The 24,436-nt window shown below is 71.5% G+C and carries 28 protein-coding genes; 12 read left to right on the forward strand and 16 right to left on the reverse strand.

Translation table 11 applies throughout. From position 1 onward, the window contains the following. Window positions 1-39: 39 nt before the first annotated feature. A complete protein-coding gene (locus ACSHXN_RS06755) occupies window positions 40-1,371 on the reverse strand; it encodes a DUF6986 family protein (protein WP_356112675.1) in 1,332 nt (443 codons plus the stop codon). Between the two features lie 219 nt (window positions 1,372-1,590). On the opposite strand from ACSHXN_RS06755, the gene ACSHXN_RS06760 reads away from it, so the two are divergent. Next, a complete protein-coding gene (locus tag ACSHXN_RS06760; RefSeq protein WP_438302796.1) occupies window positions 1,591-2,496 on the forward strand; it encodes an endonuclease/exonuclease/phosphatase family protein in 906 nt (301 codons plus the stop codon). 56 nt (window positions 2,497-2,552) lie between these two features. On the opposite strand, the gene ACSHXN_RS06765 is transcribed toward ACSHXN_RS06760, so the two are convergent. The 4 genes from ACSHXN_RS06765 to ACSHXN_RS06780 form a co-directional block, all read right to left on the reverse strand. Next, window positions 2,553-3,515: an electron transfer flavoprotein subunit alpha/FixB family protein gene (locus ACSHXN_RS06765; RefSeq protein ID WP_355135570.1), complete on the reverse strand. Its 963-nt coding sequence runs from the start codon at window positions 3,513-3,515 to the stop codon at window positions 2,553-2,555. 56 nt (window positions 3,516-3,571) lie between these two features. Continuing rightward, a complete protein-coding gene (locus ACSHXN_RS06770) occupies window positions 3,572-4,357 on the reverse strand; it encodes an electron transfer flavoprotein subunit beta/FixA family protein (protein WP_355135572.1) in 786 nt (261 codons plus the stop codon). A 194-nt stretch (window positions 4,358-4,551) separates the two neighbouring features. Continuing rightward, the gene (locus ACSHXN_RS06775) at window positions 4,552-5,061 is read right to left on the reverse strand and encodes a flavin reductase family protein (RefSeq protein ID WP_355135574.1); all 510 of its coding nucleotides are present in this window, start codon (window positions 5,059-5,061) and stop codon (window positions 4,552-4,554) included. A gap of 256 nt (window positions 5,062-5,317) precedes the next feature. Further along, on the reverse strand, window positions 5,318-5,731 hold the full coding sequence (locus ACSHXN_RS06780) for a TlpA family protein disulfide reductase (protein WP_059127600.1): 414 nt from the start codon (window positions 5,729-5,731) through the stop codon (window positions 5,318-5,320). 75 nt (window positions 5,732-5,806) lie between these two features. Between ACSHXN_RS06780 and ACSHXN_RS06785 the strand changes: the two genes are divergently transcribed. After that, the gene (locus ACSHXN_RS06785; protein ID WP_355135576.1) at window positions 5,807-6,223 is read left to right on the forward strand and encodes a DUF4395 domain-containing protein; all 417 of its coding nucleotides are present in this window, start codon (window positions 5,807-5,809) and stop codon (window positions 6,221-6,223) included. Between the two features lie 182 nt (window positions 6,224-6,405). Continuing rightward, window positions 6,406-7,134 (forward strand): lysophospholipid acyltransferase family protein, encoded by a 729-nt coding sequence (locus tag ACSHXN_RS06790; protein ID WP_115976812.1) that lies wholly within the window; start codon window positions 6,406-6,408, stop codon window positions 7,132-7,134. 6 nt (window positions 7,135-7,140) lie between these two features. Here the strand turns inward: ACSHXN_RS06790 and ACSHXN_RS06795 are convergent, their stop codons facing one another. From ACSHXN_RS06795 to ACSHXN_RS06815, 5 genes are all read right to left on the reverse strand, one after another. Next, window positions 7,141-7,833, reverse strand: coding sequence for a B3/B4 domain-containing protein (locus tag ACSHXN_RS06795; protein ID WP_438302797.1), 693 nt, complete (start codon window positions 7,831-7,833; stop codon window positions 7,141-7,143). Between the two features lie 9 nt (window positions 7,834-7,842). Next, the gene (locus ACSHXN_RS06800) at window positions 7,843-8,433 is read right to left on the reverse strand and encodes a transglutaminase family protein (RefSeq protein ID WP_355135580.1); all 591 of its coding nucleotides are present in this window, start codon (window positions 8,431-8,433) and stop codon (window positions 7,843-7,845) included. A gap of 83 nt (window positions 8,434-8,516) precedes the next feature. Then, window positions 8,517-9,587 carry a threonine aldolase family protein gene (locus ACSHXN_RS06805; RefSeq protein ID WP_355135582.1) on the reverse strand — a complete coding sequence of 357 codons (1,071 nt, stop codon included), beginning with the start codon at window positions 9,585-9,587 and terminating at the stop codon, window positions 8,517-8,519. Beyond that, window positions 9,584-10,336, reverse strand: coding sequence for an SDR family NAD(P)-dependent oxidoreductase (locus ACSHXN_RS06810; protein ID WP_355135584.1), 753 nt, complete (start codon window positions 10,334-10,336; stop codon window positions 9,584-9,586). Before ACSHXN_RS06810 ends, ACSHXN_RS06805 begins: the two co-directional genes overlap by 4 nt. A 56-nt stretch (window positions 10,337-10,392) precedes the next feature. After that, complete coding sequence (locus tag ACSHXN_RS06815; protein ID WP_355135586.1) at window positions 10,393-11,790, reverse strand: DUF6421 family protein; 1,398 nt, start codon at window positions 11,788-11,790, stop codon at window positions 10,393-10,395. Between the two features lie 498 nt (window positions 11,791-12,288). On the opposite strand from ACSHXN_RS06815, the gene ACSHXN_RS06820 reads away from it, so the two are divergent. Then, window positions 12,289-12,972 (forward strand): glycerophosphodiester phosphodiesterase, encoded by a 684-nt coding sequence (locus ACSHXN_RS06820; protein ID WP_356112680.1) that lies wholly within the window; start codon window positions 12,289-12,291, stop codon window positions 12,970-12,972. 30 nt (window positions 12,973-13,002) lie between these two features. Here the strand turns inward: ACSHXN_RS06820 and ACSHXN_RS06825 are convergent, their stop codons facing one another. Beyond that, window positions 13,003-13,551, reverse strand: coding sequence for a GNAT family N-acetyltransferase (locus tag ACSHXN_RS06825; protein WP_355135590.1), 549 nt, complete (start codon window positions 13,549-13,551; stop codon window positions 13,003-13,005). 71 nt (window positions 13,552-13,622) lie between these two features. Between ACSHXN_RS06825 and ACSHXN_RS06830 the strand changes: the two genes are divergently transcribed. Further along, window positions 13,623-14,015 carry a VOC family protein gene (locus ACSHXN_RS06830; RefSeq protein WP_438302798.1) on the forward strand — a complete coding sequence of 131 codons (393 nt, stop codon included), beginning with the start codon at window positions 13,623-13,625 and terminating at the stop codon, window positions 14,013-14,015. Between the two features lie 253 nt (window positions 14,016-14,268). Here the strand turns inward: ACSHXN_RS06830 and ACSHXN_RS06835 are convergent, their stop codons facing one another. Next, window positions 14,269-14,904: a MarR family winged helix-turn-helix transcriptional regulator gene (locus tag ACSHXN_RS06835; protein ID WP_356294619.1), complete on the reverse strand. Its 636-nt coding sequence runs from the start codon at window positions 14,902-14,904 to the stop codon at window positions 14,269-14,271. Further along, complete coding sequence (locus ACSHXN_RS06840) at window positions 14,901-16,538, reverse strand: FUSC family protein (RefSeq protein ID WP_438302799.1); 1,638 nt, start codon at window positions 16,536-16,538, stop codon at window positions 14,901-14,903. The genes ACSHXN_RS06835 and ACSHXN_RS06840 overlap by 4 nt, the downstream gene beginning before the upstream one ends. Window positions 16,539-16,707: 169 nt before the next feature. On the opposite strand from ACSHXN_RS06840, the gene ACSHXN_RS06845 reads away from it, so the two are divergent. From ACSHXN_RS06845 to ACSHXN_RS06860, 4 genes are all read left to right on the forward strand, one after another. Next, window positions 16,708-17,262 (forward strand): DUF5134 domain-containing protein, encoded by a 555-nt coding sequence (locus tag ACSHXN_RS06845; RefSeq protein WP_356112686.1) that lies wholly within the window; start codon window positions 16,708-16,710, stop codon window positions 17,260-17,262. Window positions 17,263-17,416: 154 nt separating this feature from the next. After that, a complete protein-coding gene (locus tag ACSHXN_RS06850; RefSeq protein WP_438302800.1) occupies window positions 17,417-18,352 on the forward strand; it encodes a M56 family metallopeptidase in 936 nt (311 codons plus the stop codon). A gap of 47 nt (window positions 18,353-18,399) precedes the next feature. After that, a complete protein-coding gene (locus tag ACSHXN_RS06855) occupies window positions 18,400-19,107 on the forward strand; it encodes a phosphatase PAP2 family protein (protein WP_355135602.1) in 708 nt (235 codons plus the stop codon). Window positions 19,108-19,139: 32 nt separating this feature from the next. After that, the gene (locus ACSHXN_RS06860) at window positions 19,140-19,838 is read left to right on the forward strand and encodes an HAD family hydrolase (protein ID WP_438302801.1); all 699 of its coding nucleotides are present in this window, start codon (window positions 19,140-19,142) and stop codon (window positions 19,836-19,838) included. An 18-nt stretch (window positions 19,839-19,856) separates the two neighbouring features. Here the strand turns inward: ACSHXN_RS06860 and ACSHXN_RS06865 are convergent, their stop codons facing one another. Together ACSHXN_RS06865 and ACSHXN_RS06870 are read right to left on the reverse strand one after the other, a co-directional pair. Beyond that, complete coding sequence (locus tag ACSHXN_RS06865; protein ID WP_355135606.1) at window positions 19,857-20,102, reverse strand: DUF2630 family protein; 246 nt, start codon at window positions 20,100-20,102, stop codon at window positions 19,857-19,859. A 44-nt stretch (window positions 20,103-20,146) separates the two neighbouring features. Further along, window positions 20,147-20,770: a TetR family transcriptional regulator gene (locus tag ACSHXN_RS06870; protein ID WP_383354408.1), complete on the reverse strand. Its 624-nt coding sequence runs from the start codon at window positions 20,768-20,770 to the stop codon at window positions 20,147-20,149. A gap of 73 nt (window positions 20,771-20,843) precedes the next feature. Between ACSHXN_RS06870 and ACSHXN_RS06875 the strand changes: the two genes are divergently transcribed. Continuing rightward, window positions 20,844-21,536: an NAD(P)-dependent oxidoreductase gene (locus ACSHXN_RS06875; RefSeq protein WP_438302802.1), complete on the forward strand. Its 693-nt coding sequence runs from the start codon at window positions 20,844-20,846 to the stop codon at window positions 21,534-21,536. Window positions 21,537-21,666: 130 nt separating this feature from the next. Beyond that, window positions 21,667-22,350 carry a TetR/AcrR family transcriptional regulator gene (locus ACSHXN_RS06880; RefSeq protein ID WP_356112694.1) on the forward strand — a complete coding sequence of 228 codons (684 nt, stop codon included), beginning with the start codon at window positions 21,667-21,669 and terminating at the stop codon, window positions 22,348-22,350. Window positions 22,351-22,398: 48 nt separating this feature from the next. On the opposite strand, the gene ACSHXN_RS06885 is transcribed toward ACSHXN_RS06880, so the two are convergent. Further along, on the reverse strand, window positions 22,399-22,863 hold the full coding sequence (locus ACSHXN_RS06885; RefSeq protein ID WP_355135614.1) for a DUF6214 family protein: 465 nt from the start codon (window positions 22,861-22,863) through the stop codon (window positions 22,399-22,401). Between the two features lie 221 nt (window positions 22,864-23,084). On the opposite strand from ACSHXN_RS06885, the gene ACSHXN_RS06890 reads away from it, so the two are divergent. Further along, on the forward strand, window positions 23,085-24,428 hold the full coding sequence (locus ACSHXN_RS06890) for an FAD-dependent oxidoreductase (protein ID WP_356112696.1): 1,344 nt from the start codon (window positions 23,085-23,087) through the stop codon (window positions 24,426-24,428). Window positions 24,429-24,436 lie beyond the last annotated feature (8 nt).

Below are 24,436 nucleotides of genomic sequence, written 5' to 3' on the forward strand. Positions count from 1 at the left end.
GGCGGCCGGGCCGGCCGCCCCGCACCCTGCAAGGGACCCCTATGTGCCCGGGACCGTGAGATCCCCGCGCCCGGGTGCCGCGAAGCCCTCCAGATCCGCCCGGGTCAGGCCGGTGGCCTCGGCGACTTCGCCGGCGTCCAGCGCGCCGCAGTCCAGTCCTCGCAGCAGATAGCCGCTCAGGGCCTTGGCGGTCGCGGGTTCGTCCATCACATCACCGCCGCTGCGCCGGGCATAACGGGCCAGACGCGCCGCAGCCTGCGCGAACCCTTCGCGGTAGAAGGCGAAGACGGCCGCGTAGCGGGTCGGAAGGTGGCCGGGGTGCATGTCCCAGCCCTGGTAGTAGGCGCGGGCCAACGCCCGCCGGGTGAGCCGGTAGTGCAGCCTCCAGGCCTCGTGGACCTGTTCGGTCGGCCCGACCGGCAGGACGTTCGTGGAGCCGTCGCACACCCGTACGCCGGTGCCCGCCGCCGCGACCTGCATGATCGCCTTGGCGTGGTCGGCGACCGGGTGGTCACTCGCCTGGTAGGCGGCGGACACGCCGAGGCAGGCGCTGTAGTCGAAGGTGCCGTAGTGCAGGCCGGTGGCACGGCCACGCGCGGCCTCGATCATGCGGGCGACCGTTGCGGTGCCGTCGGCGGCCAGGATGGCCTGGCTGGTCTCGATCTGGATCTCGAACCCGATCCGGCCGGGCTCGAGTCCGTGCACCCTCTCGAACTCCTCCAGCAGTCGCACCATGGCGGTGACCTGCTCGGCGTAGGTGACCTTGGGCAGGGTGAGCACGAGTCCGTCCGGGAGACCGCCCGCCTCCATCAGACCGGTCAGGAAGATGTCGAGCGTGCGGATCCCCCGGTCCCGTACCGGGGCTTCCAGGCACTTCATGCGGATGCCCAGGTACGGGGCGGTGGTTCCCGCCCCGGATGCCGGCTCCGCGGCGCGTGCGGCCCCGGCATCCGCGATCAACCGGGCCGCCCCGGCGGCCGCCCGGTCCTCCTCGGCGTCGGGACGCGGGCCGTAGCCGTCCTCGAAGTCGACGCGCAGGTCCTCGATCGGCTCGCGCTCCAGCTTCGCGCGCACCCGGTCGTGGACCGGCCCGGCCAGGTCGTCGGCGAGACCGAGCACGGCGGCCAACGCCGCGGCGTCCGGAGCGTGTTCGTCGAGGGCCGCGAGGGCCCGGTCGCCCCAGGAGCGGACCGTGTCGGCCACGAAGACGTCACCGGGGACATAAACGGTGTGGACCGGCTGACGCGTGCCGGGGTCACCCGGGTAACGGCGCTCGAGTTCACGGTCGATCGGGGCGAGAGAGGTGCCGATCTCCCTGACGACGGCGCCCGCGAGGCTCGTCGCCACCCTCTCCTGATGCCCCTGGCCCATCCCGACGCCCTCCCGTTTTCCGCTTCCCGGAATCAACAATCCGTTGAATGAAGCTATCCGCGGATCTCGCCGCGGGTCAACACCCCCTTGCGCGCCGGGCACTCCTCGCCTTCCATGGGAGACACGCCCACCTTTGCCATGTTCACGCCCACCTCATACGGCTCTGTCACACTACGGTGCGCCCGGCCCGTCCGGCACCCTCCACTCAAGGAGCCTCCCGTGCCCCTGTCCAGTCGAGTCACCCGCCGCCTGGGCCTCAGGACCGTTGCGGCGGCCGCGGTCACCCTTCCCCTGTCCAGCGCGGCGCTGTCCGCGCACCGCGCCTCGGCATCGGGCCCGCACACGCACCATCTCGAGGTCATGTCCTTCAATCTGCGCTTCGCGAGCACCGCCGAACCCCACAGCTGGACGGAGCGGCGCCCGGTCATGCGCACACTGCTGCGCCGGGAACGACCGCACGTCATCGGCACCCAGGAGGGTCTGTACCACCAGGTCCGCGACATCGCGGCCGACCTGGGATCGGACTACGCCTGGATCGGCACCGGGCGCGGGGGCGGCAGCCACGACGAGTTCGAGTCCGTCTTCTACGACTCCCGGCGGCTCGACCCCGTGGAGTACGACCACTTCTGGCTCTCCGACACCCCTGACGTGATCGGCTCGAACACCTGGGGCGGTGCCTGCATCCGCATGGTCACCTGGGTCCGCTTTCGCGATCTGCGCCACGAGGGGCGGGAGTTCTATGCGCTCAACACCCACCTGGACAACAAGAGCGGGCACGCACGCACACGCGCGGCCTCCCTCATCGCCGACCGGATCGCCGGGCTCGACCGCTCCCTGCCGCTCGTGCTGACAGGCGACTTCAACGCAGCCGCGCACAAGAGCCCCGTCTACGACACGCTCCTCGGCGCCGGCCTCGTCGACACATGGGACACGGCCGCCGAGCGCACCGCGCCGTACGGGACCTTCCACGGCTACAAGCCGCTCAGGCCGGACGGCGACCGCATCGACTGGATCCTCGCCACCCCGGGCGTGACGGCGCACCGGGCGTCGGTCAACGCCTTCGCGCAGGAGGGCCGGTACCCCAGCGACCACCTTCCGGTGCAGGCGTCGCTGACCCTGGGATGACAAAGACCCCCGCGACCGCCGGTGCGGTCGCGAGGGCCTCGTGTCCGGGAAGTCGCTCAGCCCTTGCGGGCCTCGACCTCCTCGGTCAGCTGCGGGACGACGTCGAAGAGGTCGCCCACCACGCCGTAGTCGACCAGGTCGAAGATCGGCGCCTCGGAGTCCTTGTTGATCGCCACGATCGTCTTCGAGGTCTGCATGCCGGCCCGGTGCTGGATCGCACCGGAGATCCCGGAGGCGATGTACAGCTGCGGGGACACGCTCTTGCCGGTCTGGCCCACCTGGTTGGTGTGCGGGTACCAGCCGGCGTCGACGGCGGCACGCGAGGCGCCGACGGCCGCACCCAGGGAGTCGGCCAGCGCCTCGATGATCGCGAAGTTCTCCGCGCCGTTGACACCACGGCCACCGGAGACCACGATCGCGGCCTCGGTCAGCTCCGGACGGCCCGTCGACTCGCGCGGCGTGCGGCCGGTGACCTTGGTGCCGGTCGCCTGGTCCGAGAAGGACACGTTGAGCGCCTCCACCGCACCGGCGGCCGGGGCGGCCTCCACCGCAGCCGAGTTCGGCTTGACGGTGATGACCGGGGTCCCCCTGCTGACACGGGACTTGGTGGTGAAGGACGCGGCGAACGCCGACTGCGTGGCCACCGGGCCCTCGTCGCCGGCCTCCAGGTCGACGGCGTCGGTGATGATGCCGGAGCCGATGCGGACCGCGAGACGGGCCGCGATCTCCTTGCCCTCGGCCGAGGACGGCACCAGGACGGCGGCCGGGGAGACCTGCGCACAGGCGGCCTGCAGCGCGTCCACCTTGGGCACGACCAGGTAGTCGGCGTACTCGGGCGCGTCGTGGGTGAGCACCTTCACCGCGCCGTGCTCGGCGAGAGCGGACGCGGTGTTCTCCGCGCCCGCGCCGAGGGCGACGGCGACCGGCTCGCCGAGGCGGCGGGCCAGCGTGAGCAGCTCCAGGGTGGGCTTGCGGACGGCACCGTCCACGTGGTCGACGTAGACGAGAACTTCAGCCATGGGAATGGATCTCCTTGCGGATTACGAAGTCTGAGGGGCGGTCAGGGTGGTGAGCCCTAGATGAACTTCTGGCTCGCGAGGAACTCAGCGAGCTGCTTGCCGCCCTCGCCCTCGTCCTTGACGATCGTGCCCGCGGTGCGCGCCGGACGCTCGGCCGCGGCCTCGACCTTCGTCCAGGCACCTTCGAGGCCGACCTCTTCGGCGTCGACCTCCAGGTCGGACAGGTCCCAGGACTCGACCGGCTTCTTCTTGGCGGCCATGATGCCCTTGAAGGACGGGTAGCGTGCCTCGCCCGACTGGTCGGTGACCGAGACGACGGCCGGGAGCTGCGCCTGGAGCTGCTCGGAGGCGGTGTCGCCGTCGCGGCGGCCCGTGACGACACCGTCCTCGACGGAGACCTCGGACAGCAGCGTGACCTGCGGGACGCCCAGCCGCTCGGCCAGCAGCGCGGGAACCACACCGGCGGTGCCGTCGGTGGAGGCCATGCCGGAGACGACCAGGTCGTAGCCGGCCTTCTCGATCGCCTTGGCCAGCACCAGCGAGGTGCCGATGACGTCGGTGCCGTGCAGGTCGTCGTCCTCCACGTGGATCGCCTTGTCCGCACCCATCGACAGAGCCTTGCGCAGCGCGTCCTTGGCATCCTCGGGACCCACCGTCAGCACGGTGACCTCGGCGTCGTCGGCGTCGTCCGCGATCTGCAGCGCCTGCTCGACGGCGTACTCGTCGAGCTCGGAGAGCAGACCGTCCACGTCGTCCCGGTCGACGGTCAGGTCATCGGCGAAGTGCCGGTCGCCGGTGGCGTCGGGCACGTACTTCACAGTGACAACGATCCTCAAGCTCACGCCGGCTCTCCTACTGCATCGTCATTTCTGGGCTGCCTTCTTCCAGGCAGCATAGGCGCCTGAAGCGGCCGATCCCGGTCGGGGCGACCCCGCGCTCCGAACGAAATATTACTCGCCAGTACACCCAGTACGTGCCCGCTGAGCAAGCGCTTTGAACTGTGACCTTGGCAACGCTGCGTAACCGGACGGTGGGTTCAGTCGCGCAGCCCGTTGAACCGCCCCTGGTGATAGAGCAGGGGCCGGCCGGCTCCCGAGGGATCGCCGAACACGACCTCGGCGATCACGATGCGGTGGTCCCCGGCGGGCACCCGCGCCACCACACGGCAGACGAGCCAGGCGAGCACTCCGTCCAGCACGGGAACACCCTCGGGCCCCTCGCGCCAGCCGGTCGGGGCGCCGAAACGGTCGGCACCGCTCGTGGCGAAGACGCCGGCCAGGGCTTCCTGGTGTTCACCGAGTATGTGCACGCCGACGTGCTCGGCCTCGGAGATGACGGACCAGCTCGATCCGCCGACACCGACACCGAACGAGATCAGCGGGGGCTCGGCGGAGACGGAGCTGAGGGAGGTGGCGGTGAAGCCCACCGGCCTGCCGCCCTCTTGGGCGGTGACCACGGCGACTCCCGCCGCATGCCGCCGGAAGACGGAGCGCAGCAGGGCCGGGGAGGCGAGCCCAGGGGTGCCGAGGCCGGGCGTGGCCGTCATGGAACTGTCCTTCTGCGAGGGGCGACGTGGGGCGGATCCGTGGCTGTTCAGCAGTTCGGCCAACACGCACTCGCAGTGCGCACCAGGTCCACGTGGACGCGCTCGAAAAGAAGGAGTTCCGGGGGCATGGGGTCAGGCTGACGATAGATGGTGGGCGCAGTCAAGTTCGTCCGGAGATCTGGGAGATACCTCATCGTCCGCCTCCCGCTCGCGCCGCGGAGACCGGCACGGGTCCTGCCGGCCGGCCGAGAGGGCGTCAGACCGCCTCGCCCAGCGCGGCGATCACATCCGCCTTGCGGGGCTGACCGGTCGCACGGCGCACGATCCTGCCGTCCGCGTCCAGGACGAGCACGGTCGGTGTCTTGAGGATGTCCAGCGCGCGCACGAGTTCGAGACGCTGTTCGGCGTCGATCTCCACATGGGTGACACCGGGGACCATCGCGGCCACCTCGGTCAGGGTCCGCCGCGTCGCCCGGCAGGGTGCGCAGAAGGCACTGGAGAACTGCACGAGCGTCGCCCGCTCGCCGAGCCCGTCACCCAACTCGGCGGCACCGAGCCGCTTTCCGTCGTCCCGCCCGCGCACTCTCACTCTCCCGCTCCGCCGCCGGTGCAGCACACCGTAGGCACTCGCCAGCACGAGCACGGCCACACACACCACAAGTCCGGTCATCACCTGCTCCAGCATTCACAGGACTGCAAAGATTCCCGCCTCCACGAAACGTCTTCCCTGCGGAATGCTCGATTCATGGACATCGATGCGAGAGGACCGCGCTTCGGGGCGGCCCTGACAACAGTGGTGCTGGTGATCGTCCTGATCACCGGCAGCGGGTGGCTGCTTGCCTGGCAGCTCCTGGCGTTCGCGCTGGGTGCGGCCGGGGGTGTGCCCCGGTCACCCTACGGCCTGCTCTTCCGAACCCTGGTCCGGCCGCGGATCGGGCCGCCGACGGAGTTCGAGGCGCCGCAGCCACCGCAGTTCGCCCAGGCGGTCGGGCTGGCCTTCGCGGCCGTCGGGCTCGTGGGGTACACCGTGGGACCGCAGTGGCTCGGGCAGGCCGCGACGGGGCTCGCGCTCGCCGCCGCCTTCCTCAACGCGGTGTTCGGGTACTGCCTCGGCTGCGAGTTGTATCTGCTCGTACGGCGAACAGCGGTGCGGGGTCGGTAGGACGGGGCCGACAGCCGCCGTGGTGCACACGGGTGACGTGACGAGGATCTCGCCGCCCGGGGGCACCAGGACTGGCCCCGCGTCCGTTCTTCGGGCACGATCTGCGACAAGCCGTAAACCTACGGCTGCGTAACTTCGGCTGGGAGTCCCTTCCCAGACAGAGAGAAGGGTCCGTCCCGGCCATGGCTGAGCTCGTCTACCGTCCCGTCATCGGTCTCGCCCTCACGACGTTCAAGGCATGGGACCTGAAGATCGACTGCAAGGGGGCGGAGAACATCCCGCGCTCGGGCGGTGCGGTGCTGGTGAGCAACCACATCAGCTATCTGGACTTCATCTTCAACGGCCTCGCGGCGCTCCAGCAGAAACGCCTGGTGCGCTTCATGGCCAAGGAGTCCGTCTTCCGGCACAAGCTCTCCGGCCCGTTGATGCGCGCCATGAAGCACATCCCGGTGGACCGCAAGCAGGGTGAGGCTGCCTACGCCCACGCACTGGACTCGCTGAAGTCGGGCGAGGTCATCGGGGTGTTCCCGGAGGCCACGATCTCGCAGTCCTTCACCCTGAAGAGCTTCAAGTCGGGCGCCGTGCGCCTTGCCCAGGAGGCCGGCGTCCCGCTGATCCCGATGGCTCTGTGGGGTACGCAGCGCCTTTGGACCAAGGGGCACCCGCGCAACTTCCGTCGCAGCCACACCCCGATCACGATCCGGGTCGGCGAGGCGGTCGAGGCCTCGCGCGACACGTACGCCGGGGCGCTCACCCGCCAGCTGCGCGAGCGGGTACAGGAGTTGCTGGAGGCCGCGCAGCGCGCCTACCCCGTGCGGCCCAGGACGCCGGACGACACCTGGTGGATGCCCGCCCACCTCGGCGGGACGGCGCCGACCCCGGAGCAGCTGCGCGCCGTCGAGGCGCACTGACCGGTGTCACGCCGGGGCGTGGACGGTGATCCGCGCCCCGGGGCTGAACTTCTCCAGCAGTTCGGCGAGTTCCGCGCCGGCGTTCTCGACGTCGGCCACCGGCATCGGAGCCAGACTCTCCAGCAGGAAGAGCGCCGAGGTCGAAGCCTCGGTGAGCCGGGTGCGCGGCCCCTGGCGCCAGTTCCAGCGGCGGCAGGTCACACCGGATCCGTCACACCAGACCACCTCGCCGGCCTCGGGATGCTCGACGGTCACCTCGCCGCCCGCGACGGTCACGAAGTCCTCCTCACCCGAGGCCCGCACAAGGTGCATGGCGCCCTGGATCAGGTCCAGGTCCTCGCCTCCGACCGGGATCAGATGGGCGACGCTGATCGCGTTGTAGATGTCGACGAGCACATTGATCCGGGGCAGACCGCTGTCCGACAGTGCCCGCTTCGCCAGCGCCTCGGCCGAGTTGCGGGTGCGCGACGGCTTGGCCCCGAAGGCCGTGTACACCTCCCGCCAGGCCGCCATGTGCGGGTCCTCGTGCGAGGCGCGCCCCTCCAGCCGGGCCGCGAGGCGGCGGGCCGCGTCGTCGAGCAGGGCCGAAGTGCCCTCGGTGCTGGGCCCGTTCACCAGGTCGTGTGCCTCGATCGCCACATGGGTGAAGCCGGGCGCGAGGGCGCGCACCGCGTCGGACACGGTCAGGGTGGTGGTCATCGCCTTGCCTCAGAGTGCGGTGGGGAGCGTCTTCCAGAGGGCCGGCCGGTCTCGAGCGGCCTTGAGCGCACCGAGCACAACCGGATGAGGTACAGCATACAGGACTGGATAGTCCGCTTCATTGGACTTCTTGTCGGGAACCCAGGCCAGGTGCTCCCCGTGGAGGGAGAAGCGGGCGTCGACGCCCGGCTTGTTGCCGCGCGGGTCCTGCCGATGCCACGCACCGTCGAACCGCACGGCGACCAGGCCGTGCACGACATGGCCGCCGCCGTCGTGCAGGAGTCGCTGGTAGCACAGGGCCGTCGGGATGTCCTCGGCACGCAGCAGGGCGGCCAGGGCATGGGCCTTGGCGTGGCAGATGCCGGTGCGCTGCCCGATGACGTCGGAGGCGCGCCAGGTGACGCGTGGATCGCCGCTGTCGGCGGAGTGCGGAATGGCGTCACGCACGAATTCATACGCCGCGCGCGCATAGGCATACGAGTCCGCTGCCCGGCCGGCGAGTCGCGCGGCCGTCTCGCGCACCACCGGATGATGGTGGTCGATCGCCTCGTCAGCGACCAAGTAAGCGGAAAGGTCCGGGGTCTGCTGGATCAGCTCCATGCCGGCAGAGCATAGGAATGCGACCGACCCTCAGTCGATTGATTTTCGGTCGGCCGCACACTTATGCAATCGGAGCGACGCGGTCAGCGCGCCATCTCCTCCTTGAGGGCGGCGACGAAACGGTCCACGTCGTCCTCTCGCGTGTCGAAGGCGCACATCCAGCGGACGTCACCCGCGGCCTCGTCCCAGAAGTAGAACCGGAAGCGCTTCTGCAGGCGCTCACCGACCTCGTGCGGCAGGCGGGCGAACACGGCGTTGGCCTGTACCGGGTAGAGGATCTCGACGCCGTGGACCGCGCGCACACCCTCCGCCAGACGCTGCGCCATCTCGTTGGCGTGGCGGGCGTTGCGCAGCCACAGGTCCTTGGCGAGCAGGGCCTCCAGCTGCACGGACACGAAGCGCATCTTGGATGCGAGCTGCATGGACAGCTTGCGCAGGTGCTTCATGTGGCGCACGGCGTCCTGGTTGATGACGACGACCGCCTCGCCGAACAGCGCACCGTTCTTCGTCCCGCCGAGGGAGAGGATGTCGACGCCGACGGCGTTGGTGAACGTCCGCATCGGCACGTTCAGGGAGGCGGCAGCGTTCGCTATCCGGGAGCCGTCCAGATGCACCTTCATCCCGTGCGCATGGGCGTGCTCGCAGATCGCACGGATCTCGTCGGGGGTGTAGAGGGTGCCCAGTTCGGTGCTCTGGGTGATCGAGACGACCTGCGGCATCGCGCGGTGCTCGTCCTCCCAGCCGTAGGCCTGCCGGTCGATCAGCTCGGGGGTGAGCTTGCCGTCCGGCGTGGGCACGGTGAGCAGCTTGAGGCCGCCCATGCGCTCGGGGGCGCCGCCCTCGTCCACGTTGATGTGCGCGCTCTCGGCGCAGATCACCGCACCCCAGCGGTCGGTGACCGCCTGGAGCGCGACGACGTTCGCACCGGTGCCGTTGAAGACCGGGAAGGCCTCCGCCGTGGCGCCGAAGTGACCGCGGACGATCCCCTGGAGGTTCTCCGTGTAGTCGTCCTCCCCGTACGCCACCTGGTGCCCGCCGTTGGCCACGGACAGCGCGGCGAGCACCTCCGGGTGCGCCCCGGCGTAGTTGTCGCTCGCGAAACCGCGGACCTCCGGGTCGTGATGGCGACGCGCGTCGGTCCTGGGAGGGTTCACGGCGTCTCGGTGAGCCACAGACGGTTTCCGTTCACTTCGGCGGCGGGCTTCTCCCAGACTTCGGCGATGGCCTCGGCCAGGTCCTCGACGTCCGTGAAGCCCGCGAACTTCGCGTTGGGGCGGTCGGCGCGCATCGCGTCGTGCACCAGCGCCTTCACCACCAGGATCCCAGCCGCCGACGTCGGTCCCTCGGCACCCCCCGTCTTGCGGAAGGCGTCGGCCATGGCGAGCGTCCATGCCTCGGCGGCGGCCTTGGCCGCGGCGTAGGAGGCGTTGCCCGCGGTGGGCTTGGTCGCACCCGCGGCGCTGATCAGGACGTACCGGCCGCGGTCGCTGCGCTGGAGGGCGTCGAAGAAGGCGAGGGAGGTGTGCTGCACGGTGCGGATGAGCAGCAGGTCCAGGAAGTCCCAGTCGTCGAGGCTGGTCTTGGTGAAGGTCTCGCTGCCGCGCCAGCCTCCGACGAGGTGCACGAGCCCGTCGACGTGCCCGAAGTCCTTCTCGATGTGGGAGGCCCAGTCGCGGGTGGACTTCAGATCGAGCAGGTCGACGGTGTCCCCGATGACGGTGGCGCCGCCGTGCGCGTAGCGGGCCGCGTCCACCGCCTCCGCGAGGCGCTCGGGGTCGTTGTCCGAACCCACCACGGTCGCGCCCGCCTCGGCCAGCCGCTGCAGCGTCGCCCGGCCGGCGGGTCCGCCCGCGCCCGCCACCGCGATCACCGCGCCGCTCAGTGCCCCGTTCCCGTTCCGCATGATCCTCGCCTCCCGAGCAGCGTCCGCTGCATCACCCGTACGCACTGCGCGAGCGCTCACGCGGCTGCCTGCTCGGCCGCGTCCGCGGTGATGCCCCTGGTGGAGGCGATCACGTTCTTCAGCTTCTTCTGGAGCGCCTCATAGAACATGCTCAGCGGAAACTCGTCCGGAAGCACGTCGTCCACGAGCTTACGCGGCGGCAGGGTGAGGTCGAGCGCATCCGGGCCCTTGGCCCAGCGGGAGCCGGGGTGCGGGGCGAGGTAGGTGGAGACCAGTTCGTACGCCTTGAACCAGTGGACGAGCTTGGGGCGGTCGATGCCCTCGCGGTACAGCGTCTCGATCTCGGTGCACAGCTGGTTGGTGATCCGCGGGGCACGCTGCCAGTCTATGGACAGCCTGTTGTCGGTCCAGCGGACGACGTCGTGCTTGTGCAGGTAGGCGAAGAGCAGCTGGCCGCCGAGGCCGTCGTAGTTGCGCACGCGCTCGCCGGTGACCGGGAAGCGGAACATGCGGTCGAAGAGCACCGCGTACTGCACGTCGCGGCCCTGCGGGAAGCCGTCGCCCTCCAGCTTCACCGCCTCCTTGAAGGCCGTGAGGTCACAGCGCAGCTCCTCGAGGCCGTACATCCAGAACGGCTGGCGCTGCTTGATCATGAACGGGTCGAACGGCAGGTCACCGTGGCTGTGGGTGCGGTCGTGGACCATGTCCCACAGGACGAACGCCTGCTGGCAGCGGTCCTGGTCGTGCACCATCGCCGCGATGTCCTCCGGCAGCTCCAGGCCGAGGAGGTCCACGGCGGCCGCAGTGACCCGGCGGAAGCGGGCGGCCTCGCGGTCGCAGAAGATGCCGCCCCAGGAGAAGCGCTCGGGCGCCTCGCGCACGGCGATGGTCTCGGGGAAGAGGACGGCCGAGTTGGTGTCGTAGCCCGCCGTGAAGTCCTCGAAGGTGATGCCGCAGAACAGCGGGTTGTCGTACCGGGTGGCCTCCAGATCGGCGAGCCACTCGGGCCAGACCATGCGCAGCACGACCGCCTCGAGATTGCGGTCCGGGTTGCCGTTCTGCGTGTACATCGGGAAGACGACCAGGTGCTGCAGGCCGTCCCGGCGGTCCGCGGCGGGCTGGAAGGCCAGCAGCGAGTCCAGGAAGTCGGGCACCGGGAAGCCGTCCTCGGCCCATCGGCGCAGGTCCTTCACGAGCGCCTCGTGGTAGGCGGAGTCGTGCGGCAGCAGCCCGGAGAGCTCCGCGACGGCGTCGGCCACCCGGCCGACGACGCGCTCGGCCTGCGTGACGGTCGGCGCGCCGTCCGCCTCGAAGTCGATCGAGCCGTCCTTGGACTGCCATGGCCGAATCTGTTCCACGGCACCCTTGAGCACGGGCCAAGCCGGGTGATCCACCACCCTGCTCACCGGAGCAACCTGCCCCTCCGGACCCACCTGCACAAGAATTTCCGTCATGACCCGACCTCCACGGGAGAACCTCGCGTAAGGACACCGTATGCGTACAAGCTTTCTCCCAGCAAGTAGACGATCGGGAAATTATCCTGCCATCCCCCCGGCTCCACCGCGCTTTTTCCTGTCGGTCACGCCGCCGACGACGAGTTCGCCGTGCACGGGGATGCCCGGGCGGGCGCGGCCCGGGCCGACACCGCCGTTGCGCGACCCACCCCGTCACGCCGGCCAGGCCCGACGGCCGTCGCGGAGCGGCACGGGAGCGAGGGCGACAATCGGCCACACACGAGCGACGGCACAGGCGTCAACACAGGCGTGACGCGCCCACCCAGGGGTGACACACGGTCGCCGGTTCGCTCAGGATTCACGCCGCGCTCGGCACCCATTGGCCCGCGTACGAGCGGGTTCACCTCGGACCCGGGCCACTAGGCTGCCGCCGTGCCACGCCGGTCGCGGGAACGCCGCGTGGCAACCGAGCCGCCGTCGACGGAAGCGAGTTGAACCTTGAACTTCCTCACCATCGGTCACCGCGGAGTCATGGGTGTCGAGCCCGAGAACACCCTCAGGTCCTTCCTCGCCGCCGAGCGCGCAGGCCTGGACCTGATCGAACTCGATCTGCATCTGAGCAAGGACGGCGCTCTCGTGGTCATGCACGACGCCGAAGTGGACCGTACAACCGACGGCTCGGGGGCGATCACCGAGAAGACCCTCGCGGAACTGCGCGCACTCGACGCCGGCCGCGGGGAGCGCGTGCCGGTCTTCGAGGAGGTCCTCGACGCGGTCGGGACGCCGCTCCAGGCGGAGATCAAGGACGTGGCGGCCGCACGGGCGCTGGCCGAGGTGATGCGCCGCCGGGACCTCGTCGGCCGGGTCGAGGTGTCGTCGTTCCACGACGAGGCGGTCGCCGAGATCGCCCGGCTCGTACCGGGCGTGCGCACCGCGTTGATCGCCAGCCGCTACGGGACCGACATCGTGGAGCGCGCCGTCGAGGCCGGCGCCGCCACGGTCTGCCTCAACATCCGCCGGCTGACCCTCGAGGTCGTCGAGCACGCCCGCAAGGCCGATCTGAAGATCATCGCCTGGGTCGTGAACACGCTGGACCACCTGCGGCTGGTGCGCGCCCTGGAACTGGACGGCGCCACGACCGACTACCCGGAGATCAGGCGGACCGGCCGGTTCACCGCGTGAGCGTCACCCGGCCGGGCCCCGCTCCCGGCGTCAGACCAGCGGCTTGACCAGCAGCTCGAACTGCAGGTCGTCGCGCTGCGGGACGCCGAAGCGCTCGTCGCCGTACGGGAAGGGGCTCATCTGTCCCGTACGGCGGTAGCCGCGGCGCTCGTACCAGGCGATGAGGTCCTCGCGGACGGAGATCACCGTCATCTGCATCTGCGTGACGCCCCAGTCCGCGCGTGCCGCCCGCTCGGCCTCGGCGATGATCTCTTTGCCCAGGCCCGCGCCCTGGAGCACGGGGCTGACCGCGAACATGCCGAAGTAGGCGCTGTCGCCGCGGTGTTCGAGCTGGCAGCAGGCGACGACCGCGCCATCGCGCTCCACGGTGAGCAGCCGGCTGTCGGGCGACTTGATGACCTCGAGCACGCCCTCGGCGTCGGTGCGCTGCCCTTCCAGGATGTCCGCCTCGGTGGTCCAGCCGGCCCGGCTCGAGTCACCGCGGTAGGCCGACTCGATCAGTGCGACCAGTGCGTCGACGTCCGCGTCGGTGGCGTCGCGGAAGGTCAGGCCGGGGGTGGCGAGGGCGGCGCTGTCCATGGCTGTCTCTCCGAATCGGTGGCGCGGCGTGGGCATCGACGAGGGTAGCCCTCCCACTAGGCTCCCGTTGCATGGTCCACGTTCTGAGCAGCCGCACCCTCCTGCGCCCGACCGATCCGGACCGCTCCCGCACCTTCTACGGCGAGAAACTCGGGCTCCCGGTGTACCGGGAGTTCGGCACGGGACCGGAGCGCGGGGTCGTGTACTTCCTCGGCGGAGGCTTCCTGGAGGTGGCGGGGCACAGCGAGGTCCCGCCGTCCCCCGCGCTGAAACTCTGGCTGCAGGTGCCGGACGTGGCCGCCGCGCACCGGGAGCTGGCAGACGCAGGCGTCGGCATCGTCCGGCCGCCCGTCGAGGAGCCGTGGGGCCTGATCGAGATGTGGATCGAGGACCCGGACGGCACGGAGATCGTGCTCGTGGAGGTCCCGGCCGATCATCCCTTGCGGTGCCGCCCGGGGATCTGATGCCCATCACAAGGACGCGGGTACGGGCCGGCGGCGGGGCCGCGGGGCCGACCGGGCACGGTGCGCTGCCTGTGCGCACCGTTTCCGACCCGCCCGGACGGGCGCCGGTCTCCTGCCGGAGCCGGCGTCGGTCCCGGACGGACCGCGCTTCGCGCTGCCCGAGGACGCACAGGGTGCGTACGCCGGCATCCACGCGGCGGAACAGCGAGGGCCGAGCGCGCGGCACACCGGTGGGCCGCGGTCGCCGAAGCGGTCAGCTCCGCGACGCGCCGAGCCGGCCCTCCAACAGGACCAGCAGTTCGCCGAGCAGCGCCGCGAGTGTGTGCTGTCCCCCGTCGTCGAGGCCGGACAGGACGCTTCTCTCGTAGGAGAGTTGCTCGGGCAGGACCCCGTCCACGAGGGCGCGGCCGGCGTCGGTGAGCCGGACGTGGGCGACCCGGCGGTCCCTGTCGTCCCCGCGGCGCTCGACCAGACCGCGCTCGGTCAGCTGCTTCAGGCGCTTGGTGACGGCGGCCCCGGAGGAGAAGGTCTCGCGGGCGAGTTCACCGGGTGTCAGTTCGTGCCCTGTGCGCCGCAGTGTGCCAAGGACGTCGAACTCCGGCCGGGTGAGCCCGGCGCGGCGCAGCGGCGCGTCCTCCGCCTGCTGGAGCAGGGCGGCGCAGCGGTTGATACGGCCGATGATCTCCATGGGCCCGGTGTCGATGTCGGGGCGGACGAGGTGCCACTGGCGCACCACGGCGGCGACGATGTCGTTACCCTGCCCGGCCGCGCCACTGCCCGCGGCCCGCACGTCCCTTCCCGCGCCCGGGCGGTCGTCCGCGCCGCCGTCCGTGTCCCTCCGCCCGACCGCACGGTTCCCTGAGGCCGCCCGTCCGTTCGCCGCCGTCATACCCGTGTGCCTTCCGACGTGTGCAGTCCCTGGCGTCGTACCGTCGCTGCGAGCGTACGGTGTCCGGCCCGCTCCGCCTGCAGCACCCGCTCCTGCGGCAGTGCGCGCTGCCACCATTCGCCCGCAGCGGCGTCGGCGGCGGCGCGCAGGTCCGTCACGGCGGCGGCCAGGTCCCGGCGCGCGGATTCCAGGGCGCGCGGCTCCGGGTGCTCCGCGGCCATGACAGCGGCCGCACGCCCACGGGCCCGTTCCACGGCAGCGAGGGTGTGTTCGATGCGGTCGCCGGCGCGCCTGTTGGTGACGGCGATCGCGGCGGCGAAACCGACCAGCGCCCCGATGAGGGTGTCCAGGACCCGGTCCGCCATCAGGCCGCCGGGCTCCTGGTACCGCGCGAACTCGCTGATCAACAGGGCCATCGGGGTCACACAGACGCTGCCGAGCCAGTAGTTGCGCCCGATCAGCGCCTCGGCCCCGAAGTTGAGGACGAGACAGCAGACCACGAGGGCGAGCTGACCGATGTGGACGACCGGGGCGACGGCCGCGAAGACCAGTACACCGGCGAGGTTGCCGACGATCCGCTGGATGCCGCGGCGCCAGGTGAGCGTGACGTTGGCCTGGTAGATCGAGGCGGCGGTGACGAGCGCCCAGTACGGACGGCCGACGCCGAGCGCCAGCGAGACGTATCCGGCGAGGGCGCAGCCGAGCGCGGTGCGCAGGGCGATGGGAGCGAGCGGTCCGAGCGCCTGGCGCCATGGGCGCCGCGGCCCGTCGAGTTCGGCCTCGACACCGAAGAGCCGGTCGGCCGTCCCGCCCGGGTCGGCCGGGCGGGGCAGCGGGCCGGTGCCCCGCAGGGCACGGGCCTGGAGGCGCAGCCGCTGCGGGTCGGAGTCGGCGGGCGCCGCCATCGCGATCTCGGCCCGGACGACAAGTCGTTCGAGGGGGCGCCGGGCCGCGGAGCGGGCACCGGTGGACAGCAGTGACTGCCACGCGCTGTGCACGGCCGCCGCGGCACCGGCCCGCGCCGCGGCCTCCCCGCTCTCGGCGAAGGCGGCCGCCGCGGTCAGGGCCTGGGCGACGGCACGGCGCTCGGGGCCGTGCGGACGCAGCAGCCCGGGGGCCATGCCCACGATCCAGGACCAGACGCCCGCCGCGGCGGCGAGCGCGACATGGGCGGGGACCTGACCGGGGGACTGCGGGGCGAACAGGGACGCCGAGGTGATGAAAGCGAAGATCACATTGCCCGGCGGGCCGATGCGTGTCGCGTCGCAGAGCGCCTTCTGCACGGCCGCGAGCAGTGCCCCCACGGTCACCAGCAGCACCCCGTTCGCGGTCAGCGACGCGGCCGTCAGGGCCACGGCGAGGCCGCCGACCATCCCGAGGACGACCAGGGCGAGCACCCGGGCGCGGGCCGCATAGGGGCGGTTGTGTGCGTAGAGGGCGCACAGGGATCCAGCCATGGTGTAGACGGCCAGGTCGAGCCGGCCGACGGCGAGCAGCGTGAGATTCGGCGGGGCGACCGCGGCCACCACGCTCAGCGCGGGCTTGAACCAGATGTCCGAGGGTCCGCCGAGGCGCAGGAGACCGGAGAGGGGTAGGGGGTGCACTCGGGGGGTTCCGGGGATCTCACTGCTCATCCATAAAGCTTAGCATGTGTTTTACTCGTGAAATATTTTGCCGTCGCGACCCCGGCCCGCGGAACCGTTCGCGCGCTCCCCCTCGTACCCCTGTGCGCTCGCTTGCGCACCATCGGTGAAGGGCATGCCTCCTGCGACCGTCCGAGACCGTCGAGCGGGAGGTGCGCCCGTGCACGGACCGGCTTCGCCCGGCTGGCTGCTCGTCGCACTGTGTGCGGCGACCGGGGCCTACTGTCTGCTGCGCATGCGCAGTTCCGTCGAGGAACAGCGCCGGGCCGCGGGCGGCGAGGCGCTGATGGGGTTCGGGATGGCCGTGATGGCCGTGCCTGCGGCCGTCGTCGCGCCACCCCGCTGGGCCTGGACGGCCTACCTGGTGGTCTTCGCGGGGGCCGCCGTGCGAGCCCTGTGGACGGCCCGCAGGAGCACCCATCATCTGCACCATCTGGTGGGTGCGTTGGCGATGGTCTACATGGCGGCGGCGATGACCGCCTCACCCGGGCACCACATGCACGGCGGTCGCGAGGGGCTCGCGCCGCTCACCGGCGTGCTCCTGCTCTATTTCGCGGGGTACGTGCTGTGGTCCGGGGTGCGGCTCGTCCCGGTCACCGCCGCGGCCGCCGCCGGAGGTGCGCGGACCGTCGGCTGGGGAGACCGGCCGGAGTTGGCGCGCGTATGCCGTCTGTCCATGGCCCTCGCCATGGTGGCGATGCTCCTCACGCTCTGAACCGCGGCGCAGGCGCATGCGCCGGACGGCCCCACCGCACTCCCGGCGGTACCGTCGCCGGCGCCCCCGCCGCCCTGCGGCAAACCGTGGCGTGCGTCACTTTGCCGCGGCAGTACGTATCCCCTCGCGACACCCGGCTCATAGGCTTCGGCCCATGATGGTCCCCGCGGCACTGCTGCTGCTCGGCGCCCTGACCGCCGTTCTCGCTCCGCGGCTGCTCGCCCGGGCGGACTGGCCGGACCGAGAACCGGTGGTCGCCCTGTGGATGTGGCAGTGCGTGGTGGCGGCCGTGCTGGTGTGCTGCGCACTGTCGATGACGCTGAGCGCGGCAGCCGCCTGGGAGGCCGTGCGGGGCCATGTGTTCGCCCCGGCGCCGCACGCGGTGGTGGACGCCTATGCGCTGGGCACCGGGAGCGGGTGGGCGGCGACCACGGCCGTGGCCCTGGCCTGCGGCGGGGTGTGGACCGCGGCGATGCTGGTCCAGGAGGTCGCCCAGGCGCGGGCCCGGCGCCGGCACAGCCGCGCCGAACTGCTCGTCCGGGCCCCGCTGTTGCCCGGCGAGGAACCCGACACCGACCGGCTGGTGGTGCTGGAGGGAGAACGCCCCGACGCCTGGTGGCTGTCCGGTGCCACGCCCCGACTGGTCGTCACGACGGCCGCGTTGCGCCGGTTGAAGGGCAGGCAGCTGGACGCCGTGCTCGCCCATGAACAGGGTCATGCGCGGGCCCGGCACGACTGGCTGCTGCATTCGTCCGCCGCACTGGCCAACGGGTTTCCCCAGGTGCCCGTGTTCGCCGCGTTCCGCGACGAGATGCACCGGCTCGTCGAACTCGCCGCCGACGACATGGCATCCCGCCGCCACGGCCGCCTCACCACCGCTCTCGCCCTGGTGGAACTCAACGAGGACCGGGGCGTGTTCGGGCCGTGCCCGACTCCGCAGGCCCATGTGCCGCAGCGCGTCCATCGTCTGCTCACTCCCCCGGACCGGCTGCCGCCCGCACACCGGCTGCGGCTGACGGCGACCGCGGCGCTCGTGCCGGTGATCCCGGTGCTGGTGGCCTTCGTCCCGGGGCTGCGGGCCCTCGGATAGCCGTTGCGTGTTGGCCCGGGCCCCCTTGTGTCGGCGAGGATCGGTTCATGCACCTCGCGCACGTCGACTCGCCGCCGCACCGGTCGAGCCCCGGGGTCGCGGTGTTCGCCGCCGCGGCCCTGTCCCTCGCGTCGCTGACGCTGCTTCTGCTGGTCGCGCTCTCCTGGCACCCGTTGACGGCGCTGGACGGCGACGTCTCGCGCACCCTGCACCGCTCGGCGCTCGCCCACCGCGGGACCACCCGTGCGTTCCGCATCCTGACGGACTGGGTCTGGGACCCGGCCACCATGCGCATTCTGGCCGCGGCCGCGGTCCTCTGGCTGCTGTGGCGGCGCCGGGACCCGCGGACGGCCCTGTGGGTGGCCGCCACCGGCGTGCTGGCCGCGCTCGTGCAGAACGCCTTCAAGGTACTGGTGGGCCGGGCACGCCCCGTGTGGCCCGACCCGGTGGACTCCGCCCGCGGATCGGCCTTCCCGTCCGGTCACGCGATGACGGCGACCGTGGTGTGCGGCCTGCTGCTGTGGCTCCTGCACCGGTACGGCGCCGGGGGCGCGACACGGCTCATGGCGTGGGCGGCGGCGGTGGTCTCCGTCGTGGGAGTGGGGCTTACCAGGGTCTGGCTGGGTGTGCACTGGCCGTCGGACGTGGTCGGCGGCTGGCTGCTCGGGGCCCTGATGGTCACGCTCGCCGTGGCGTCGTACGAGCGGTGGGGCCCGGGCGAGGAGGAGCCCGCAGCACCGGCGGGGCCGTCTTGACCTGGCGGGCCGCGTCGCAAAAGATCGCACCCATGGCGATCAAAGGCGTGCTCTTCGACTTCTCCGGCACCCTCTTCCGCATCGAGTCGACCGAGTCCTGGCTGCGCGCGGTGCTGGCCGAAGCCGGTGCGGCACTGCCCGAGACCGAGGTCGTGTGCGCGGCCGAGCGGTTGGAGGCCGCGGGCGCACTGGCCGGAGGCGCCCCTCCCGAGGATCCCCTGCCGGACGACCTCGCCGCGCTCTGGGTGGTGCGGGACCGCAGCGCCGAGGAGCACCGGGCCGCCTACACGGCCCTCTCCCACCGGGTGCCGCTGCCCGGCCCGGGCCTCCACGACGCACTGTACGACCGCCACATGACGCCTGCCGCCTGGCGGCCCTACCCGGACACCGCCGAGGTGCTGGCCGCCCTGCGTGCGCGCGGAGTCGCCATCGGCGTGATCAGCAACATCGGCTGGGATCTGCGGCCGGTCTTCCGGGAGCACGGCGTCGACCACTACGTGGACGCATACGTGCTGTCGTACGAGCACGGTGTGCAGAAACCCGACACCCGGCTGTTCGCCCTGGCCTGCGACGCACTCGGCGTCGCGCCCGGAGACACGCTCATGGTCGGCGACAGCCGCCACGCGGACGGTGGTGCGGCGGACCTCGGCTGCGCGGTCCACTTCGTCGACCACCGTCCGGTGGCCGAACGACCGGACGGGCTCCGTCCGGTCCTCGGCCTGATCGGCTGACGCGGGGCTCCCGCCTCCTCAGCCCTGGTAGCCCTCGACCTGCGACGCCGGGCGGACGCGGGCGTCGTCCGGGTTCTCACCGAACTCGGACTTCGCGCGGCGCTGGCGCAGCAGGTCCCAGCACTGGTCCAACGCGCTTTCGATCTCGGCGAGTCGTTCGTGCTCCGTCGCGCTGTCGATCCGGCCGGACGACACCGCCTCCCGCAGACCGCGCTCCTCGTCCACCATCGCCGTGATCCTGGACAGGATCTGCTCTTCAGCCATGTGTGTTACGCCTCCTCGTGACTCGTGCCCACTCTAGGGACGGATCAGTGGCTCTGCGACACCTGGGCCGACGGCCTCACCGCGCGGGGACGGCCGTGCAGGGCGGCCCGCAGCGGCGGTCCCAGGATCCGCCGGACGTCCGCCGCCTCCAGCGCCGTCACGGGGCCGAGCGGATTCAGATAGCGCGTGAAGATCAGGCCGCCGATCACCGCCACCGCGGCCGTGGCGCGGTCCGTGGCGTCCCGGCCGCCGAGATGGTCCGCGATCCGGCCGAGGACCTCCCGCTCGAGGAACTCACGGAACACGCGCATCACGTCCTCGTCCCGCAGTGCCGTGCCGTCCATGGCGGCGAACCCGGCACCCGACGGGTCCTCCCACAGCGAGGTGACGGCGTCCAGAAGCCGCTCGGCGAGTCCCGCCGGGTCGCCGGTCAGGGCGCCGACGATCGCGTTCGACCGGCCGCAGCGCAAATTCATCGACTCGCCGAACAGACCCTGCTTCGAACCGAAGTGGTAGCCGATGAGCGCCACGTCGACATCGGCCTCGGCCGCGACCGCGCGCAGCGTCGTGCCCTGGTAGCCGCGCTCCAGGAACAGGTTCCGGGCGGCGCGGGCGATGCGGGCCTTGGTGGCGGGGCGGCCGGGTGGACGACCGCGCGTTTTATTCATCAGCGTTGAATATCCCGGCCCCCGGGCGCGAGTGTCAAGGGACGAGCAGACCATCGACCCGAGGAGACACCTCATGCACATCGTCGTTTTCGGAGCGGGCGGACCCACCGGGCGTGAACTGGTCGCCCAGGCACTGGCGGACGGCAACGAGGTGACCGCGGTGACCCGCCGGCCGCATCTGACGGCCCCGCGTGCGGGCCTGACCGTCGTCGACGCCGACGCCACCGACCCGGACGCGGTCGACGGCTTGGTGGAGGGTGCCGACGCCGTACTGTCCGCGCTGGGGGTCCGGCCGGGCCGGGCGCCGGTGACGCTCTACTCGGCATCGGCACGGGCCATCACCGAGGCGATGGGGCGCCACGGTGTGAAGCGGCTGGTGGCGGTCAGTTCCAGCGCCCTGGACCCGGATTGGCGGCCCAGCGGGGCCTTCTTCTTCAACCATGTGCTGGATCCGTATGTGAACCGGGTGCTCGCCCGGACCGCGCACGACGACATGCGCCGCATGGAGGCCGTGCTGCGGCAGAGCCCCCTGGACTGGACGGTCGCCCGGCCGTCCGGACTCTTCGACCATCCGGAGCCGACCCGCTACAGGATCGCGCAGGACAGCGCGGACGGCGTGTTCACGGCTCGGGCCGACCTCGCGGCGGCCATGCTGCGGGAGGTGGCCGACCGGCGTTTTGTGCGCGCGGCGATGGGCGTCGTCACGAAGGACGTGAAGCCGAACGTGCCGCGGATGATCTGGCGCGAGGCCGTGCGCGGACGGTGACCTCGGCGCCGCCCTGGACCATCCCCCGTGTGGCCCAGGGCAGACGCCGACCCCGGACCCTCCCGAGGGGAACGGGCCCGGATGCGCTGAGTATAGTTGGCTGACAACCAGTCAACGCAGGAGTCCCAGGATGTCGCCGCGCAGCGCCTCGGTCAATGAAGAATTGCGGAGACGTTCCCGTGAGCGGCTTCTGCAGGCGGCGATCGAACTGGTCGGCGAGCGCGGCTACGAGGCGACGACGCTGGGCGACATCGCCGACCGGGCGGGTTCCGCCCGGGGGCTGGTGTCCTACTACTTTCCGGGCAAGCGGCAACTCCTGCAGTCGGCGGTGCACCGCGTGATGCACCGCACCCTGGAGGAGGCCCTGGAGCGCGAGCCGCGCACGGACGACGGCAGGGAGAGGATGGCGCGGGCGGTCGACGCGATCCTCGGACTCACCGTGCACCACCCGGTGCTGATGCGCCAGCACATGGCGGGGATGCTGCACGCCGAGGGGTTCGTGCAGTGCCCCGAGCAGCAGCGGCTGGCACAACTGCTGCGGGACACCGTCACCCGGCACGGCTCGAGGAACACCGACGCCGACTATCCGATGCTGCGCGCACTGCTGATGGGGGCGGTCTACGCGGCACTGATACCGGGCGCCCCGATGCCGCTGCCGGTACTGCGCGCCGAGTTGTTCGAGCGGTACGGACTCGACCGGGAGATGGGCACACCACCGGATCCCGAAGGACCGGACGGGCGGCACGACACCGGCCTTTCGAGGTTCTTCGCGACGGAGAGCCGGCACCCGGAGACGACCGAACGCCCCACGTAGCCCGGCCCGGCATGAACGTTCCTGTACTCGCCGGGGCAAAAGCACCTCTCAGCAGCGCACATGACGTGGCGGCAGGAACCCGGCCTCCCTTGCGCCCGCGATCAGCTTGAGCGACCTGCGCCGGCTGCGCCCGGTCGCCCGCATCACCGCGCACACCGGGTCGACGCCCTCGCGACGGGCGGCCAGATACTCCTCGGCGACGAAGCGCAGCCCGTCGACACCGCGGGGCATGGCGGGCCGGTCGGGGCACGCGGACGTCCCGCCGGGTTCGCCCTCGCGTTCCGGCGCCATCCCGCAGGCCTCGAGCAGCGGTTCCTCGATCCAGTCGACGACGGCCGCCAGGTCGTCGAACGTCAACGGCGGCTGGGACCGCACCTCCTCGATCCCCACACACCCACCCGACGCCACGGCGAGCACATCGATCCACCCGCCGTCGGGCAGATCGAGCCGCACGGCGAACCACGTCGTGACGTCTCCGTGCTCCCGCACTTCCCACGCGGGACATACGGACACCGCCCCATCCGACCGGAAGTGATCGGAAAATTCCTGAAAGGACACTTCGAGCACACAACGCAACGTATGCGCGTCATCACATACGATGCGAAAGCCACGCACGGCAGGAGCGCGCACCGCACCCCGTCGGCCCAGCGCCGCACCCGTTCACCCCTCCCTTCATGCCGCGCGCGGTGCAATGCTGGAGCCACCAGCGATCTCCTCAGCGAGGGAGTTCCGCCGTGCTGCATGTCGCCGTCGTCGGCTCCGGGCCGAGCGGGGTCTACACCGCCCAGAGCCTTGTCCAGCAGGATCCACAGGTACGCGTCGACGTCCTGGACCGGCTGCCGTGCCCGTACGGTCTCGTGCGCTACGGAGTGGCACCGGACCACGAGAAGATCAAGTCGCTGCAGAACAACCTGCGCACCGTCATGGAGCACGAACGGGTCAGATTCCTCGGCGGCGTCCAGGTCGGGCCGGGCGGGGTGTCGCCGGCGCGGCTGCGCGAGCACTACCACGCGGTGGTCTACTGCGTGGGTGCCGCGACCGACCGGCACCTCGGCATCCCCGGCGAGGAACTGCCCGGCAGCTGGTCGGCGACCGAGTTCGTGTCCTGGTACAGCGCGCATCCGGACTCCCTCACCGACGACTTCGTGCTCGGCGCGCGCACGGCAGTGGTGATCGGCGTCGGAAACGTCGCGGTCGACGTGACCCGGATCCTGTCCCGCCGGCTGCCCGAGCTCAGCCCCACCGACATGCCGCAGGCGGCGCTGGCCGCACTGGGCGACAGCAAGGTGGCCGAGGTCCACATGGTGGGGCGGCGCGGTCCCTCGCAGGCCCGTTTCACCACCAAGGAACTGCGCGAGCTCGGCTCCCTGCCCGACACCGAGGTGGTCGTGGACGAGGCCGAGCTGGCGCTCGACCCGGCGTATGCCGACCCCACCGGACTGCCGACGGCCCAGCGGCGCAATGTCGAGGTGCTGCGCGCCTGGGCCGCCGCACCGCCTCGCGGTGCGCCGCGCCGGATCCGGCTGCGCTTCTTCCTGCGCCCGGTCGAACTGCTCGCCGACGGCGGCCGGGTGGGGGCCGTGCGCTTCGAGCGGACGCTGCCCGACGGACGGGGAGGGGTCACGGGCAGCGGGCGGTACGAGGACATCGAGGCACAGCTGGTACTGCGCTCGGTCGGCTACCGCGGAGTGCCGCTGGAGGGTCTCCCGTTCGAGACGGCGACGGGGACGGTGCCGCATCGGGCGGGGCGCGTGCTGCGCGACGGCGAGGTCTCCCCGGGCGAGTACGTGGCCGGCTGGATCAAGCGGGGCCCGACGGGCGTCATCGGAACGAACCGGCCGTGCGCGAAGGAGACCGTGACGTCGCTGCTCGAGGACGCCCCCGCACTCATGCAGCGCGAGGTCCCCGAGGACGCGCTGCCGGCCCTGGAGGCGGACGGGCTCGCCCCCGTCGAGTGGACGGGGTGGCAGGCGATCGAGCGGGCCGAGGCGGAACTGGGGGCGTCGCTGGGCCGGTCCGCGGTGAAGCTCCCGGACTGGCGGTCCCTGATGGCCGCGGCGCGCGGAGACGCGCACTGAAGAGTCGA

It is taken from the genome of Streptomyces sp. HUAS TT11 (assembly GCF_051553595.1).
Classification (GTDB): domain Bacteria; phylum Actinomycetota; class Actinomycetes; order Streptomycetales; family Streptomycetaceae; genus Streptomyces.